The organism is Cupriavidus sp. L7L (genome assembly GCF_004353535.1).
Lineage (GTDB): Bacteria > Pseudomonadota > Gammaproteobacteria > Burkholderiales > Burkholderiaceae > Cupriavidus > Cupriavidus oxalaticus_A.
The window spans coordinates 650,357-665,828 of sequence record NZ_SMNY01000009.1 but is presented as its reverse complement, the minus strand read 5'-3'; the positions used below and the strand labels follow the sequence as shown (position 1 = coordinate 665,828).

Below are 15,472 nucleotides of genomic sequence, written 5' to 3'. Positions count from 1 at the left end.
CGGGTCGCCTCAGGCGGCGGCGCGGACGCCCTCACCCGCAATCCGCGCCAGCGCCTCGTCGCGCGCCAGCACGGTCGCGTACTTCTGCGCCATGTCGAACAGGTTGGCATCGTGCGGCCCGATGGCGCGGTCGCCCACGCAATCGGACACCACCAGCGGGCGGAAGCCCAGCGACATCGCATCGACCACGCTGGCGCGCACGCAGCCGCTGGTGACGCAGCCGGCCACCAGCAGCGTCTGCACGCCGCGCTGCGTCAGCCACGCCGCCAGCGAGGTGCCGAAGAACGCCGACGGCACCGTCTTGCGCACCACCAGCTCGCCCGGCGCGGGCACGAGCTCGGGCACGAGCTGGCTGTTGTGGCCATCTTCCTTTAGCGTCAGCATGCCGGGCACCTTCAGCGTGAAGATGTTGTGGTCACTGTCGTCGTCGGCGAACACGATGCGGCTGTGCGCCACCGGCCAGCCCTGCTCGCGCGCGGCGCGCAGCAGCGGCTGCGTGTTGCGGATGGCCTCGGGGATATTGCCGCCACCGAACACGGCCGGGTCGGCAAAGCCGTTGACGAAGTCGATGATCAGCAGCCCGTACGGCGCTTTCAATTCCATCGACGCGCCGAACCCTTGGCGCTGGTAGGTCTGCACTGCGTCATCCATGGCGCGAATCCTTGTAGAGCGATGCGGCGGGAGCATGGTGCCCGTCCATCACCTTGCCGCGCACCACCACCGGCTCGCCGTCGAGGCTGACCGTGCAGTGGCGCACCGGGATATCGATATGGCAGGCAGTGGTGCGGCTGCCGCCTGCCTCGTTGTTGGGGCCGAACGAGCACAGGAAATTGCCTTCATACGCACGCGCGTCCATGCCGATGGTGGCCTCGCGGTCGTACATCGCCAGCGCCGACCAGCTGGCGCGCGGCTGCAGGCCCCAGCCGATATGCGACATCGCATACGCTTCCGGGTCGTTGAACGAGGCCATGTAGTCGGCCAGCAGCTCGGCATCGACACCGCCTTCGATGCGGCGCACGTAGCCGGCCTCCACCGTGATGCGGATCGGCGCCTGCAGATAGGACTTCATCGGCAGCAGGATGTCGCCGCGGTCCAGCACGATGGTGCCGTTGGTGCCGCCCTCGTCCGGCCAGGTCAGCACGAAGCCGCTCGGCCAGTGGTCCCAGCGGCCGGGCTCGTCGACAAAGCCGTACTCGCTGATTGCCGGGAATTCACCCAGCCTGCAGCGCAGATCCATGCCCGCCTCGGACACGATATGCATCTCTCGCGCGCGGCCCAGCCGCTCAGTGGCAGCCTTGACGCGGGCGCGGTCGGCCTCGGTCGGCACCAACCGGGCCAGCACTTCGGGCGGCTCCACCGCCAGCAGGATCTTGGTGCCGCCGGACAGTATCTCGTGCTGCTCGGGCGAGAACAGCAGCGTCATCAGGTCCAGCACCAAATCGCTTGCTTTCAATGCGGCAATCGCCGCCGGATTGCCGGTCAGCGGCGTGGTGCCGAGATAGGCCAGTGCGTCGCGGCTGAGCGCCTTCTCGCCGTTAACCGGCGGCAGGTCGAGCCGGTTGACGATGGCGCCCATCGACTGCGCCGCCACCATCGCCGTACGCAGCGTCTGCGGATGCGTGGCCGCGCCGGTCAGCACGGTGACGGTCTGCCCCGGCTGCAGCCTCGACAGCGTCAGCACCTGCTTCCACGCCGCGGTCAGGTCGTAATCGCTTACGGGCATGTTCCCTCCTTGATCAGTTCAGCGCCGCGCCGAGGAAGTCGCCGAAGGCACGATAGAAGCCGGGCTCATCGTCCCACGGGATCATGTGGCCGGCATTGGCGACATGCGCGACCAGCAGCGCGGGCAGCAGCCTGCGCATTTCCTGCACGTCTTCCTCGCGGATCACGTCGCCGCGGCCCGCGGTCATCAGCAGGACCGGCACATCGACCTGCGGCAGGTCGGCGTGGATATCGTCTTCATGGAAGCCGTTGAAGCTGGCCAGGATCGCGCGCTCGTCGCAGGTATGCAGCCATTGCGCGCGCAGGCGCAGCTGGTCTTCAGTCCATGTGGGGCAGAAGCGGCGCATGCCTTCCGCGTCGATGCCCTGCTGTGCCAGCCGGATCGAATCGATGTACCACGGCAATTGCGCCGGATAGGCGCGGCGCCCCGGGCCCGACACCGGCGGATCGACCAGCACCAGCCGCGTCAGGCCAGCGGGCTTGCTATGCGCGGCGCGGATGCCGATGCGCGCGCCCATGGAATGGCCGACGATGGCGTAGCGCTGCAGCCCGAGCGCTTCGGCAAACGCGATCACGTCGGCGGCCTGCGCATCGAGGCTGTAGTCCAGCTCCGCGCCGGCCTGCGACAGCCCGCGGCCGCGCACGTCAAGCACATAGGTATCGAACTGCCGCCCGAACTGCTCGCCGACGAAGCCCCACGTGACCGCCGGGCTGGTGATGCCGGGCACGATGATCAAGGCATCGCGCTGCGCGCGCGCGCCATCCTGGCCGCCATAGCGCAGGTAGTGCTGCCGGATGCCGTTGGCATGGACGTTGCCGCCGTAAAGGAAAGTACTGGTCGCCATGGCCGGCTCCTTCAGTAGCCGCCGGACAGCAGCGCGCCCGCGCCCGGCACCACCGGCTCCAGGCCCAGGCGCTTGAGCATTGCATAGGTGGTGGCGATGGCGGCGGTGACCACCGGCTTGCCTGTCATTGCCTCGACCTTGGCCACCGCCGGGAGCGACGGCATCTGTACGCAGGCGGACAGCACGATCACGTCGGCATCGGCGAAATCCATCTGCGCGACGATCTCCGGCAGCCGCGACGGGTCGTGGCGGCCGACGTCGAGGTTGTCGGGGATCTCCAGCGCGCGGTAGTCGACCACCTCGTAGCCCTCATTGCGGATGTAGTCGACCACCAGCTCGGTCAGCGGCTTCATGTACGGCGCCACCACGGCGATGCGCCTGGCGCCCATCACCTTGAGCGCATCGACCAGCGCGCCGGCGCTGGTGATCACCGGCGCGTCGCCGCCGTTCTCGGCGGTGTGCGCCTGCAGCCGCTGCTCGGAGACGCGGTGGTAGCCGTGGCCCATCGCCATGATCGCCACCAGGCAGGCATAGCCAAGCACGTCGACGCGGGCGTCGCTCAGCTCCACCGCGCAGCGGTCGGATTCGGCATCCATGGCCGCCAGTTCCTCCTTGACCACCTTCTTCATCCGCATGCGGCTGGAGTGGAAGGTAAAGCGCTCCGGACGCACCAGCTGGCGCGCGGCCAGCATCGCCGGGATCTCGGTTTCCATCGTGGTGTTGGAGCTCGGCACGATCTGGCCGATTCGGAAAACTTTCTGCACTGTCGACTCCGTTATCTGTTTGTCTGTCTACCCGCCTGCCCTGCCCGGATGGCCTTGCATGCTGCGAATCGATTGTAGTGTACACACTTTATATAGGCAAATAGAATCTGCACCAGGCGCGATTCACTCGTTCAGTGCATACTTAATTAACCAATCCATTGTTTAGCGCACAAATTCACCGTATTAAGGCATCGTTCGCAGACATTCATAAGATCATAAGGGTTTTCCATAGGACCATTATTTTCTTCCTTGCCCTTGATATTTTGAGTGTGTACACTCGTTTCAACGGTCGGCCACATAGGTCGCCCAAGCCCCCATCGACCCATGTGTCATTGCCCCAGGAGAAATAACGTGCAAGGCAAACCGCGAATCGCAGTTGTCGGCGCCGGACTCGGAGGAACGGCCGCGGCCGCCCTGCTGCAGCGAGCCGGCTTCCAAGTCAGGCTGTATGAACAGGCACCGGCGTTCTCGCGCCTGGGAGCGGGCATCCACGTGGGGCCCAACGTGATGAAGATCATGCGGCGCATCGGCATCGAGGACGCGCTCAACAACATGGGCTGCCACCCCGACTTCTGGTACAGCCGCGACGGCCTGACCGGCGAAGTGATCGCGCAGATCCCGCTAGGCGACTACGCGGAGCGGCACTACGGCGCCAGCTACCTGACCGTGCACCGCGGCGACTTCCACAAGCTGCTGACCGACGCCGTGGCGCCGGGCACGCTGTTCTTCAACAAGAAGCTGGAAAGCGTCACCGACCGGGGCGACGTGGTCGAGCTGCGCTTCACCGACGGCACGGTGGACCAGGCGGATATCGTGATCGGCGCCGACGGTGTCAACTCCCGCATCCGCGAGACCCTGCTGGGCGCCGAGCCCCCCAAGTACACCGGCTACGTCGCGCACCGCGCGGTGTTCCCGATCTCGCGCGTCAAGGGCTTCACGCACGAGCGCTGCACCAAGTGGTGGACCGACGACCGCCACATGATGGTGTACTTCGACACCAGCAAGCTGGACGAGATCTACTACGTCACCGGCGTGCCCGAGCCCGAGTGGGACATGAGCAAAAGCTGGGTGCCGAGCAGCATCGAGGAAATGCGCACCGCGTTCGACGGCTGGCACGAAGGCGTGCAGTCGCTGATCGAAGGCACGGTCGAAGTGACCAAGTGGCCCCTGCTGGAGCGTGACCCGCTGCCGCTGTGGAGCCGCGGCCGCCTGGTGCTGCTGGGCGATGCCTGCCACCCGATGAAGCCGCACATGGCGCAAGGCGCCGCGATGGCGATCGAGGATGCCGCCATGCTGACGCGCTGCTTCACCGAGACCGGCCTGGACGACTACGCCGCCGCGTTTGCGCTGTATGAAGCCAACCGCGCCGAGCGCGCCGGCAAGGTCCAGCTGGTCTCGCACAACAACACGTGGCTGCGCAGCAACGAGAACCCGGACTGGTGTTTCGGCTACGATGTGTTCAACGTGCCGCTGGTGTCGGCCGGGCGTACGCCGCTGTCCGCGGCGGCGTAACACCGACCTTAGGCCTGACCCGAACCTGCACGCCGCAGCCCCTCGCACGAAGGGGCGCGGCGTGCCTGCCGCGTGATCTGCAACTTGCCGCCCCCGATGAACACGCCTCGCCCCCTGACGCTACAAGTCAACCACGCGGAGCACACGCTCAGCGTGGCGCCCGACACGCCGCTGCTCTATATCCTGCGCAACGACCTGACCTGCAATGGCCCCAAGTACGGTTGCGGGCTGGGCCAGTGCGGCGCGTGCACGGTGCTGGTCGACGGCCTGGCCGCGCGCTCATGCGTGCTGCCGGTCAGGGCCGCGGTGGGCCACGCGGTCACCACGCTGGAAGGCCTGGGCACGGCGGAGCATCCCGACCCGGTGCAGCAGGCCTTTATCGACGAGCAGGCCGCACAATGCGGCTATTGCCTGAACGGCATGATCATGACCGCGAAGGCGCTGCTCGCGCAGAATCCCGATCCTGACGAAGCGCAGATCCGCGAGGCGCTGCGCTTCAACCTGTGCCGCTGCGGCACGCATGTGGAAATCGTGCGCGCAGTGCAGCGCGCCGCGGTGCTGATGCGGCAGGCTGGCGTGGGAGCGGCATCGTGAAGCAGGAACTCGTGCGACAGGCCGTGCAAACCGGCGCCCTGGCGAAACATGAGCCACCGCCGGCTTCCATGTGCCTCGTCGCCCATGTGCTGACGCCGCCAGGGCTGCGCTGGATCGACGGCAAGCCGTTGGTACCACGGCTGCTCGGCGCGGAGCGCGATGCCGCGCTGGCGTTGCCCGGCGTGCGCGCGGCCGTGGTGCGCAACCAGTTTGCGGGCGTGGCCGCGGAAAGCGATGCCTTGGCGGCCGACGCCGCCAGGGCCCTGCAGGCACGCTGGTCGACGCCGCCTCGCGCGGATGAAGCTCCCGTACCGCGCCACGCCGTTGCGCGGCGCGGTGACGCCACCCGCGCGCTCGCCAGCGCCGCCACGCGCCACGCGCGGCACTACCAGTGGCCGCTGGCCGGCACCCGGACCGAAGCGTTCTGCACCGCGATCGCGGACTGGCGCGACGGCATGCTGTATGTGTGGCTGCCAAGCCTGCGCCACGGCGCACTGCGCGAAGAACTGGCCGCGCTGCTGGGCATTGCGCCGCAACAGGTCGCGCTGGCCGGGTGGCAGGCGGCCGCCGACGCCGGCGATCCGGCCCTGCTCGCCCACCACGCGGCCGCCGACGCCGCACTGCTGGCCCATGCCGCCGGCAAACCCGTGATGCGCCGGCTGTGCGCCGGCGATATCGGCCTGTCCGGTGCGCAGCTCGCCGTATGCATCGACAGCGCGCGCAGCGGCAATGCCATCGACGCCTACGCCGCGACGCTGGCCGGCACGGCTCCGCCGCCGGTGCCGCTGGCACTTTGGCTCACGCATACGGCGTCGCCCGTGACGGACACCGGCGACAGTGGCAGCGCAGTCATGCCGCCCTACCGCATTCCCGATGTCGATGTCGGCACCGCCGGCGCTGTAGCCGCTTTCGATGCCGCACCGCTTGCGGCGGCGCGCGCCCATGTCTTTGCGCGCGAATCCCATCTCGATGAAATCGCCGCCGCATCCGGCACCGACCCGGTCGCGCTGCGGCTTTCGCACCTCGACGACTCACGCGGCTCGGCCCTCGTCAGGCAGGTCAGCGAGCGCTCCGGCTGGACGCCATCCGTTCCGCATGCCGCCACATCGGCAGGCAATGTGCGGCGCGGGCGCGGTTTTGCCTATGCGCACACCGTCGACCACGACGCCGGCCAGAGCTGGTCGGCATGGGTGGCGGAAGTCGAAGTCGATGGCACCACCGGCGAGCTGGCCGTCACGCGCGTGACGGTGGGGCATGACAGCGAATCGCTGGCGCCCGCGCAAGCCACACCTGCTGCGCGCTCGCTGGAACAGGCTGTTGCCGACGCTACCCTGCAATTGACCGCTGCCAGCCCGGCATTCGATACCTGGCCTGCCACGGAGGCTTCTGCCAACCAATCGCTCCCCGCCGTCGCAACCAGCGCAGTATTGCCGGAGGTCCACCTGGCTGGCACGCTCACCGAGCGTGACCAACTGGCCGCAGGCCCGGCCGATACGCTGCCCGCGGCTGCCGCCGTGGCCAACGCCATCTTCGACGCCACCGGCGTGCGCTTGCGCACGCCGCCCTTCAGCGCCGAACGCATCCGCCTGGCGCTGGCCGAGAGTGAGGACAAGCGCGCCGGCAAGCGCAGCAAGCGCGGCTGGATCGCCGCCGCTGCCGCGACCGCGGCCGGCCTGTGCGCAACGCTGATGCCGTGGCGCGCGCCGATCGCGCCGGTCTCACCGCCCGGGCCCGGCTTCTATTCCGCGGCCACGCTGGAACGCGGCCGCCTGGTGGCCGCGGCAGGTGACTGCGCGGTATGCCATACCGTCCCCGGCGGCGTGAAGAATGCGGGCGGCCTGCCGCTGGAAACGCCGTTTGGCACGGTCTATAGCACCAACATCACGCCCGATGTGCAGACCGGCATCGGCAACTGGTCGTTCGCCGCCTTCGAGCGCGCGATGCGCGAGGGCATCCACCGGGACGGACGGCGCCTGTATCCGGCCTTCCCCTACACCGCGTTCGCCAAGGTCAGCGATGCCGACATGCAGGCGCTGTATGCGTACCTGATGTCGGCCGAGCCGGTGAAGTCAGAGGTGCCGCAGACCCGGCTCACGTTCCCGTTCAACCTGCGTCCGCTGCTGGCGGGCTGGAACCTGCTGTTCCATCGCGACGCACCCTTCAAGCCCGACCCTGCGCGCTCCGCGCAGTGGAACCGCGGCGCGTATCTCGCCGAGGGGCTGGGCCATTGCAGCGCCTGCCATTCGCCGCGCAACGCGCTCGGCGGGGAACAAGGCGGGCGCAAGTACCTGACTGGCGGCAGTGCCGAAGGCTGGGAGGCATCGCCGCTGACATCGCTCTCCCACGCACCGGTGCCGTGGACCGAGGCGGCGCTGTTTACCTACTTGCGCGGCGGCTATGCACCGCATCACGGCGCCGCCGCAGGACCGATGGCGCCGGTGGTGGAAGAACTCGCGCAGTTGCCCGAATCGGATGTGCGCGCGATCGCGCATTACGTCGCGTCATTCGGCACGCCGCCGCCAGCGCCTTCCGTGCTCGACGCGCAGGCTGCCAGACTCGAACAACGCAGCGCACAGGCTGCACGCACCCTCGGCGGCCCCGGTGAACGCCTATACCAGAGCGCCTGCGCGGTGTGCCATCAATCAGACCAGGGCATCGCGCAGTTTGGCGTAAAGCCGTCGCTCGCACTCAACACCAACTTGCACAGCAAGCTGCCCGACAACGTGATCCAGGTGCTGCTGCAAGGCATGCCCGCGCCGCCCAACAGCGAGCTGGGCGCGATGCCGGCCTATGCCGACACCTTCGACGACCGGCAGATCGCGCAGCTGGCGCAGTACCTGCGCGCGCGCTTTGCCCCCGACCAACCCGCCTGGCAGGACCTGGAGAACACCGTCGCGCGGCTGCGCGCGGCGCCTGCCCACTGAAGACCAGCGGAGGGCCTTCGCGGCCGGCCCGCCGCGCCTTCGCATCCATCCTGACAGTATCCGTGCCGTGCCTGGCAGGGCGCTTTGCCACCGGGCAGGGAGGCCTGCGCCGACAGATCGGCGCACTGCGCGCCAGGCGCGGGAAAACCCCAAGGAGAGAAACCGCAGTTCGGCCTTGCCCGCCAGTTTCATGTAGCTTACGCTGAACGATCATGTAGTGCGCACTACATGAGTGCCGGCATCGATACCAAAAGCCGCGCCGCGGTGCCTCCCGGCACAAGGACGGCGCAAGAACCGCGCACACAAGCGGCAGACGAGACAACAAGACCACAAGATTGGCCCTTTACATCACCGGAAGCGCTGGCCCGGGGCTTGCGTAGTCCCTCGCCGTGCCGACCGGGAACCCGGGCCCGGACAACCAAGGGTAGACAACAAGGAGTGACTATGTCGTATCAGTACCAGGAAGGTGTTGCGAGAGGACTACCTGGCCAGGTCTGGCCTCGCTAGCTTGGGGTAGCCACAGGTTTCGCCGCATCGCGGTGCTTGGCTTCCGAATTCAAGAATCAGCCTATAAAGACAGGTAGACAAAATGTCGTCATCAATTTCCTCAATGGCAGCAACGACCATCCCCGAAGCGACGATCAGCGTGCCCCCGCAGTCAAGCGCGCGGGCATCGTCGTCCCAGACCATCACGATCGAGCAAGGCATCCGCGCAGCCGGTGTCGGCCGGTTCCAGTATCGGCTGTTCGGCATTTTCGGCCTGGTGTGGCTGGCCGACGCGATGCAGGTCCTGTCGATCGGATTCACCGCGCCTTCCATTGCCGCGACATTCGGCATCCCCGTGCCGAACGCCTTGCAGACCGGGACGATGTTCTTCGTCGGCATGCTGATCGGCGCCTTCGCGTTCGGCCGGCTGGCGGACCGGATCGGCCGCCGGCCGGTGCTGATGATGGCGGTGATCCTTGACGCCATCTGTGGCGTCGCCTCCGCCTTCGCCCCGGATTTCCAGTGGCTCCTGCTGCTGCGCTTCCTGACCGGCATCGGCGTGGGCGGCACGTTGCCCGTCGACTACACCATGATGGCCGAGTTCCTGCCGTCTGACCGGCGCGGCCGCTGGCTGGTGCTGCTGGAGTCGTTCTGGGCCGTCGGCACGATCCTGCTCGCCGTCCTGGCGCTGGTCGCCGTCTCGCAAGGCAACGATGCCTGGCGCATGATCTTCTTTGTCACTGGCCTCCCTGCGCTGGTCGGCGTAGTGGTTCGGTTCTTTGTGCCAGAGTCGCCGCTCTACCTGAATAAATCGGGGCGCTCGGAAGAGGCCCGCGCTGTGCTGCAGCGCGTTGCCAAGGCCAATCGGGTTTCGGCCGAGATCGCCCCGCTGGAGCCGCAGAAGATGGAGCGCAAATCGGTGTTCGCGCTGTTCGCGGCCGGATGCCGGCGCCGCAGCATCTGCCTGCTTGCTGCGTGGATGCTGATCTCGATCGCCTACTACGGTGTTTTTGTCTATCTGCCGGTGAAGCTGGCCGGCCAGGGCTTTGGCTTCATGCGTGGCCAGGTCTTCCTGATCCTGCTCGCGCTGGTCCAGCTCCCCGGCTTCGCGCTCGCCGCGCACGGCGTGGAGCGCTGGGGTCGCAAGCCGACCCTGATCGGCTTCCTGCTGCTCAGCGCCGCGGGCTGCATGCTGTACAGCCTGGGCACGTCCACCGCGCTGATCGTCGGCTCCACCCTGTTGATGAGCTTCGCGCTGCTGGGCACCTGGGGCGCGCTCTACGCCTTCACGCCGGAGGTGTACCCGACGGACCTGCGGGCCAGCGGCATGGGCACCGCCGGTGCGATGGCACGATTCGGTGGCCTGTTCGCCCCTTCGATCATTGCGCCGATCATGGCCACCCAGTTCACGCTCGCGCTTGGGTTGCTTTCGTCGTTCCTGGCGGTGGCGGCGTTTGCCATCTTCATGGTGGATATCGAGTCCAAGGACCGCGCGCTGGACTGACGCGCGCCGGGTAAAGGCAGCTTGCCAGGGACCGGGCCGCAGCCGCGCTGCCGCCCGCTTCCATTACAATCCGGCTACAACGGCGCGGCGGCCGGGTCCACCCGACCCGGCCGCCCGCTCCCGCCGCTTGCCCCTATCCCCGCCGAGCCCTCGCCGCCAGCCATGAAACAAGATCCGCGCTTTCCCAACCTGTTTATCCTCGACCACCCGCTGATCCAGCACAAGCTCTCGCACATGCGCGACAAGGAAACGTCCACGCGCACCTTCCGCGAGCTGCTGCGCGAGATCACGCTGCTGATGGGCTATGAGATCACGCGCAACCTGCCGCTGACCACGCGCCGCATCGACACGCCGCTGGTGGAGCTGGATGCCCCGGTGATCGCCGGCAAGAAGCTGACCATCGTGCCGGTGCTGCGCGCCGGCGTGGGCATGAGCGATGGACTGGTCGAGCTGATCCCGTCGGCGCGCATCGGCCATATCGGCGTGTACCGCGACGAGCAGCACCGCCCGGTCGAATACCTGGTGCGGCTGCCAGACCTGGAAGACCGCAGCTTTATCCTGTGCGATCCGATGGTGGCGACCGGCTACTCGGCCGTGCATGCGGTGGAAGTGCTCAAGCGCCGCGGCGTCAAGGACGAGGCCATCACCTTCGTCGCGCTGGTGGCGGCGCCGGAAGGCGTGGAGGTGTTCCAGAAGGCGCATCCGGGCGTGAAGCTGTTCGTGGCCTCGCTGGACAGCCACCTGGATGCGGATGCGTACATCGTGCCGGGCCTCGGCGACGCGGGCGACCGGCTGTTCGGCACCAAGAACTGACGCGTGCCGGCGCGGCGCGGGCTTGACCAGCCTCAATAGCCCGCGCCGCCTGGCTCCCTAAACTGGCGACACCCGCTGGCGACACCCGCTGGCGGTTCTTCCGCCGGCACATGCCGCCAACCCGAGGGAGCCAACCATGGAAGCCATCAAGATTCTCTTCAGCACCAGCACCGGCCTGATGAGCCTGGGCGTGATCGTTTTCATCATCGGCATGGGCTGGTTCTTCGCCCGGATGTTTGCGCGCAAGATGCGCGAGGATGCGGCGGCCGCGAAGGCGCAGGCCGGACAGCGGCAATAGCGCGTCCTGCGAGCTGATCGTTTGCTCCCCTACCCCGCGAGCGGGAGAGATGAGCAAACCAGCGGCTTTTCAAGGGTTCAACTACTTCTTCTTCCCTAGCAAGCTGCCCAGCACGCCACGAATCAGCTCGCGGCCCACCTGCGAACCCACCGTGCGCGCGGCCGACTTGGCCATCGACTCCAGGATCGAATCGCCGCGCCCGCTCTTGCCGGTGCCCTTGGTCAGCGTGCCGAAGATGTCGCCGGCAGTGCCAAGCCAGCCGCTGTCCTGTTCCGCTTCCGGCTTGGCTTCAGGTTTGGCGTCCGACGGCTTGCCCTTGCCATTGGCCACCGTCGGCACGCCGCCACGCAGCTTTTCGTAAGCCGATTCGCGATCCACGGCCGCTTCATAGGTCCCCGCGACCAGCGAATTCGCGATCAGTTGCCTGCGCTCCTCGTCGGTCGCCGGGCCGATGCGGCTACCCGGCGGCAGCACCCATGCGCGCTCGGTCACGCACGGCGTGCCCTTGGCATCCAGGAACGACACCAGCGCCTCGCCCACGCCCAGTTCGCCGATCGCGGTTTCCAGGTCCAGCTTCGGGTTGGCGCGCATGGTGGTGGCCGCCACCTTGACCGCCTTCTGGTCGCGCGGCGTGAACGCGCGCAGCGCGTGCTGCACGCGGTTGCCCAGCTGGCCGAGCACCGTGTCGGGGATGTCGACCGGATTCTGCGTGACGAAATACACGCCCACGCCCTTGGAGCGGATCAGCCGCACCACCTGCTCGATCTTGTCGAGCAGCGCCTTGGGCGCGTCGTTGAACAGCAGGTGGGCCTCGTCGAAGAAGAACACCAGCTTGGGCTTGTCGAGGTCGCCGGCCTCGGGCAGCTTCTCGAACAGCTCGGACAGCATCCACAGCAGGAAGGTCGCATACAGCCGCGGCGAGTTCATCAGCTTGTCCGCCGCCAGGATATTGACCACGCCCTGGCCCTTCTCGGTCTGGATGAAGTCTTCCAGGTTCAGCATCGGCTCGCCAAAGAAGACATCGCCGCCCTGCGACTCCAGCGCCAGCAGCCCGCGCTGGATCGCCCCGATCGAGGCGGCGGAGATATTGCCGTACTCGGTCGTGAACTGCGAGGCGTTGTCGCCCACGTACTGCAGCATTGCGCGCAGGTCCTTGGCGTCGAGCAGCAGCAGGCCGTTGGCATCGGCGATGCGGAACACCAGGTTGAGCACGCCCTGCTGGGTGTCGTTGAGCTCAAGCATCCGCGACAGCAGCAGCGGGCCCATGTGCGAGACCGTGGCGCGCACCGGGTGGCCCTTCTGGCCGAACACGTCCCACAACGTTGTCGGGCATCCGCCCCAGGCCGGCTCCGGCAGCCCCAGGTCGGCCAGGCGCTGCTTGAGCTTGTCGGACAACTGGCCGGACTGCGAAATGCCGGTCAGGTCACCTTTGACGTCGGCCATGAACACCGGCACGCCCAGGCGCGAAAAGCCCTGCGCCAGTGTCTGCAGCGTGACGGTTTTGCCGGTGCCGGTGGCGCCGGTGATCAGGCCGTGGCGGTTGCCCATCTGCGGCAGCAGCACCAGCTCGTGTTCGGCGTTCTTGCCGATAAGGATGGGGTCGGCCATGGTCTTCCTGGTAGCAAGTGCCGCGGGACTCGCCGCGGCAGCGGCGCGGGCAGGCCCGCGTGATAAAATCCTGGGCTGATTATAGCCAGCCGCCAGGCATACCCGTCACCTGGCGCCCGCGCCTGGCATCCCGCATTCCATCACCGCATAACACCTTTTCCGCCTCGGAGAGCATCATGGCCGGTCACTCGAAATGGGCCAATATCAAACACAAGAAAGCCGCAGCTGACGCCAAGCGCGGCAAGATCTGGACCCGCCTGATCAAGGAAATCACCGTTGCCGCCAAGCTCGGCGGCGGCGATGCCGACACCAACCCGCGCCTGCGCCTGTCGATTGACAAGGCCATGGACGCGAACATGCCCAAGGACAACATCCAGCGCGCGATCCAGCGCGGCGTGGGCGGCCTGGAAGGCGCCAACTACGAAGAGATCCGCTACGAAGGCTACGGCCTGGCCGGCGCGGCCATCATCGTCGACTGCCTGACCGACAACCGCACCCGTACCGTGGCCGAAGTGCGCCACGCGTTCTCCAAGCATGGCGGCAACATGGGCACCGAAGGCTCGGTGGCATTCATGTTCACGCACTGCGGCCAGTTCCTGTTCGCGCCCGGCACGCCGGAAGACAAGCTGATGGACGCCGCGCTGGAAGCCGGCGCCGACGACGTCGTCACCAATGACGACGGTTCGATCGAAGTGACCTGCCCGCCCAACGATTTCCCGGCGGTCAAGGCCGCGCTTGAAGCCGCCGGCTTCAAGGCCGAAGTCGCCGACGTGGTAATGAAGCCGCAGAACGAAATCAGCTTCGCCGGCGACGACGCGGCCAAAATGCAGAAGCTGCTCGACGCCCTGGAAAACCTCGACGACGTGCAGGAAGTCTTCACCAACGCGGTGATCGAAGACTAAGCTGAAGCAACAAGCCCCCCATGGCGGCGGCCCGGACTCAGACCAGGCCGCCGCCTTTTAGTATCTGTTTCTTTTCTGGCAGTGGATCATGAAAGTATTGGTTGTCGGCTCGGGTGGACGTGAACACGCGCTGGCCTGGAAATTGGCCCAATCCCCCAGGGTACAGGTGGTGTACGTGGCGCCGGGCAACGGCGGGACCGCGCTCGACAAGCGCCTGCAGAACGTTCCGCTGACGGATCCGGAGGTCATCGCCGCCTTTGCCGAGCGCGAAGGCGTGGCCTTTACCGTGGTCGGGCCGGAGGCACCGCTGGCGGCCGGCATCGTCGATATCTTCCGTGCCAAGGGCCTGCGCATCTTCGGGCCGAGCAAGGCGGCCGCGCAGCTGGAATCGTCCAAGGACTTCGCCAAGGCGTTCATGCAGCGCCACGGCATCCCGACCGCCGCCTACCAGACCTTCTCCGACGCCGCGCAGGCGCATGCCTATATCGACGCGCAGGGCGCACCGATCGTGATCAAGGCCGATGGCCTGGCCGCGGGCAAGGGCGTGGTGGTGGCGATGTCGCTGGAAGAGGCCCACACCGCGGTCGATATGATGCTGGCCGACAACAAGCTGGGCGACGCCGGCGCGCGCGTGGTGATCGAGGAATTCCTGGAGGGCGAGGAAGCCAGCTTCATCGTGCTGGTCGACGGCAAGAACGTGCTGGCGCTGGCCACCAGCCAGGATCACAAGCGCCTGCTGGACGCCGACGCCGGCCCCAACACCGGCGGCATGGGCGCCTACTCCCCCGCCCCGGTGGTCACGCCCGCGCTGCACGCGCGCGCGCTGCGCGAGATCATCCTGCCGACCGTGCGCGGCATGGAGAAGGACGGCATCCCCTACACCGGCTTCCTGTACGCCGGCCTGATGATCGACAAGGACGGCAACCTGAAGACGCTGGAATTCAACTGCCGCATGGGCGACCCGGAAACCCAGCCGATCCTGGCGCGCCTGAAGACCGACCTGGTCGACGTGATGGAGCACGCCGTCGACGGCAAGCTCGACGCGATCGAGCTGGACTGGGACCGCCGCACCGCGCTGGGCGTGGTGATGGCCGCCTACAACTACCCGGACAGTCCGCGCAAAGGCGATGTCATCACCGGCATCCCGGCCGAAACCGACGACAGCGTGACCTTCCACGCCGGCACCACGCTCAAGGACGGCACCCTGCTGACCTCGGGCGGGCGCGTGCTGTGCGTGGTCGGGCTGGCCGACACCGTCAAGGCCGCGCAGCGCGCCGCCTATGCCGCGGTCGAGCAGATCCGGTTCGACGGCATGCAGTACCGGACCGATATCGGTTATCGCGCCATCAAGCGCTGATTGGCCACCGGCTGGCCGCCGGCGCGGCCTCAGCGGGCTCTGGCGACCACCTGGCCGCCCCAGCCGGTACAATCGTGACAACGCTGTGACGCAGCCGGCAGCCCCAGGGCTGCCGGAATGCCATCAGCCCGGTCCATCCGGTC

General features: G+C 67.4%; 13 protein-coding genes. 8 read left to right on the top strand and 5 right to left on the bottom strand.

The window, feature by feature from the left end; genetic code table 11:
• Window positions 1–9: 9 nt before the first annotated feature.
• From E1J61_RS10955 to E1J61_RS10940, 4 genes are read right to left on the bottom strand one after another with little or no spacing between them, the layout of a single operon-like run.
• Window positions 10–651 carry an N-carbamoylsarcosine amidohydrolase gene (locus tag E1J61_RS10955; RefSeq protein WP_133094060.1) on the bottom strand — a complete coding sequence of 214 codons (642 nt, stop codon included), beginning with the start codon at window positions 649–651 and terminating at the stop codon, window positions 10–12.
• Window positions 644–1,723 (bottom strand): 2,5-dihydroxypyridine 5,6-dioxygenase, encoded by a 1,080-nt coding sequence (locus tag E1J61_RS10950; RefSeq protein ID WP_133094059.1) that lies wholly within the window; start codon window positions 1,721–1,723, stop codon window positions 644–646. The genes E1J61_RS10955 and E1J61_RS10950 overlap by 8 nt, the downstream gene beginning before the upstream one ends.
• 13 nt (window positions 1,724–1,736) lie before the next feature.
• Window positions 1,737–2,567 (bottom strand): alpha/beta fold hydrolase, encoded by an 831-nt coding sequence (locus tag E1J61_RS10945; RefSeq protein ID WP_133094058.1) that lies wholly within the window; start codon window positions 2,565–2,567, stop codon window positions 1,737–1,739.
• An 11-nt stretch (window positions 2,568–2,578) separates the two neighbouring features.
• On the bottom strand, window positions 2,579–3,331 hold the full coding sequence (locus E1J61_RS10940) for an Asp/Glu racemase (RefSeq protein ID WP_133094057.1): 753 nt from the start codon (window positions 3,329–3,331) through the stop codon (window positions 2,579–2,581).
• 351 nt (window positions 3,332–3,682) lie between these two features.
• Between E1J61_RS10940 and E1J61_RS10935 the strand changes: the two genes are divergently transcribed.
• From E1J61_RS10935 to E1J61_RS10910, 6 genes are all read left to right on the top strand, one after another.
• Window positions 3,683–4,843, top strand: coding sequence for an FAD-dependent monooxygenase (locus E1J61_RS10935; protein WP_133094056.1), 1,161 nt, complete (start codon window positions 3,683–3,685; stop codon window positions 4,841–4,843).
• A gap of 96 nt (window positions 4,844–4,939) precedes the next feature.
• Window positions 4,940–5,437, top strand: coding sequence for a (2Fe-2S)-binding protein (locus E1J61_RS10930; protein WP_133094055.1), 498 nt, complete (start codon window positions 4,940–4,942; stop codon window positions 5,435–5,437).
• A 68-nt stretch (window positions 5,438–5,505) separates the two neighbouring features.
• Window positions 5,506–8,361: a c-type cytochrome gene (locus tag E1J61_RS10925; protein ID WP_133094237.1), complete on the top strand. Its 2,856-nt coding sequence runs from the start codon at window positions 5,506–5,508 to the stop codon at window positions 8,359–8,361.
• Between the two features lie 589 nt (window positions 8,362–8,950).
• Complete coding sequence (locus tag E1J61_RS10920; RefSeq protein ID WP_243736830.1) at window positions 8,951–10,351, top strand: MFS transporter; 1,401 nt, start codon at window positions 8,951–8,953, stop codon at window positions 10,349–10,351.
• Window positions 10,352–10,513: 162 nt separating this feature from the next.
• Complete coding sequence (upp, locus tag E1J61_RS10915; protein WP_116317432.1) at window positions 10,514–11,164, top strand: uracil phosphoribosyltransferase; 651 nt, start codon at window positions 10,514–10,516, stop codon at window positions 11,162–11,164.
• 136 nt (window positions 11,165–11,300) lie between these two features.
• Window positions 11,301–11,462: a DUF3149 domain-containing protein gene (locus E1J61_RS10910; protein WP_133094054.1), complete on the top strand. Its 162-nt coding sequence runs from the start codon at window positions 11,301–11,303 to the stop codon at window positions 11,460–11,462.
• Window positions 11,463–11,543: 81 nt separating this feature from the next.
• Here E1J61_RS10910 and E1J61_RS10905 read toward each other — a convergent pair whose 3' ends face one another.
• Window positions 11,544–13,070, bottom strand: coding sequence for a helicase HerA-like C-terminal domain-containing protein (locus E1J61_RS10905; protein WP_133094053.1), 1,527 nt, complete (start codon window positions 13,068–13,070; stop codon window positions 11,544–11,546).
• Between the two features lie 176 nt (window positions 13,071–13,246).
• Here E1J61_RS10905 and E1J61_RS10900 point away from each other — a divergent pair, with 176 nt between their 5' ends.
• Both E1J61_RS10900 and purD read left to right on the top strand, forming a co-directional pair.
• A complete protein-coding gene (locus E1J61_RS10900; RefSeq protein WP_133094052.1) occupies window positions 13,247–13,972 on the top strand; it encodes a YebC/PmpR family DNA-binding transcriptional regulator in 726 nt (241 codons plus the stop codon).
• Window positions 13,973–14,060: 88 nt separating this feature from the next.
• The gene (purD, locus tag E1J61_RS10895) at window positions 14,061–15,329 is read left to right on the top strand and encodes a phosphoribosylamine--glycine ligase (protein WP_133094051.1); all 1,269 of its coding nucleotides are present in this window, start codon (window positions 14,061–14,063) and stop codon (window positions 15,327–15,329) included.
• Window positions 15,330–15,472: the final 143 nt, after the last annotated feature.

Bases quoted from the DNA above. Each gene is read 5' to 3' on its own strand.
- E1J61_RS10955 (WP_133094060.1), bottom strand. From the start codon at position 651: ATGGATGACGCAGTGCAGACCTACCAGCGCCAAGGGTTCGGCGCGTCG.
- E1J61_RS10950 (WP_133094059.1), bottom strand. From the start codon at position 1,723: ATGCCCGTAAGCGATTACGACCTGACCGCGGCGTGGAAGCAGGTGCTG.
- E1J61_RS10945 (WP_133094058.1), bottom strand. From the start codon at position 2,567: ATGGCGACCAGTACTTTCCTTTACGGCGGCAACGTCCATGCCAACGGC.
- E1J61_RS10930 (WP_133094055.1), top strand. From the start codon at position 4,940: ATGAACACGCCTCGCCCCCTGACGCTACAAGTCAACCACGCGGAGCAC.
- E1J61_RS10925 (WP_133094237.1), top strand. From the start codon at position 5,506: ATGTGCCTCGTCGCCCATGTGCTGACGCCGCCAGGGCTGCGCTGGATC.
- E1J61_RS10920 (WP_243736830.1), top strand. From the start codon at position 8,951: ATGTCGTCATCAATTTCCTCAATGGCAGCAACGACCATCCCCGAAGCG.
- upp (WP_116317432.1), top strand. From the start codon at position 10,514: ATGAAACAAGATCCGCGCTTTCCCAACCTGTTTATCCTCGACCACCCG.
- E1J61_RS10910 (WP_133094054.1), top strand. From the start codon at position 11,301: ATGGAAGCCATCAAGATTCTCTTCAGCACCAGCACCGGCCTGATGAGC.
- E1J61_RS10905 (WP_133094053.1), bottom strand. From the start codon at position 13,070: ATGGCCGACCCCATCCTTATCGGCAAGAACGCCGAACACGAGCTGGTG.
- E1J61_RS10900 (WP_133094052.1), top strand. From the start codon at position 13,247: ATGGCCGGTCACTCGAAATGGGCCAATATCAAACACAAGAAAGCCGCA.
- purD (WP_133094051.1), top strand. From the start codon at position 14,061: ATGAAAGTATTGGTTGTCGGCTCGGGTGGACGTGAACACGCGCTGGCC.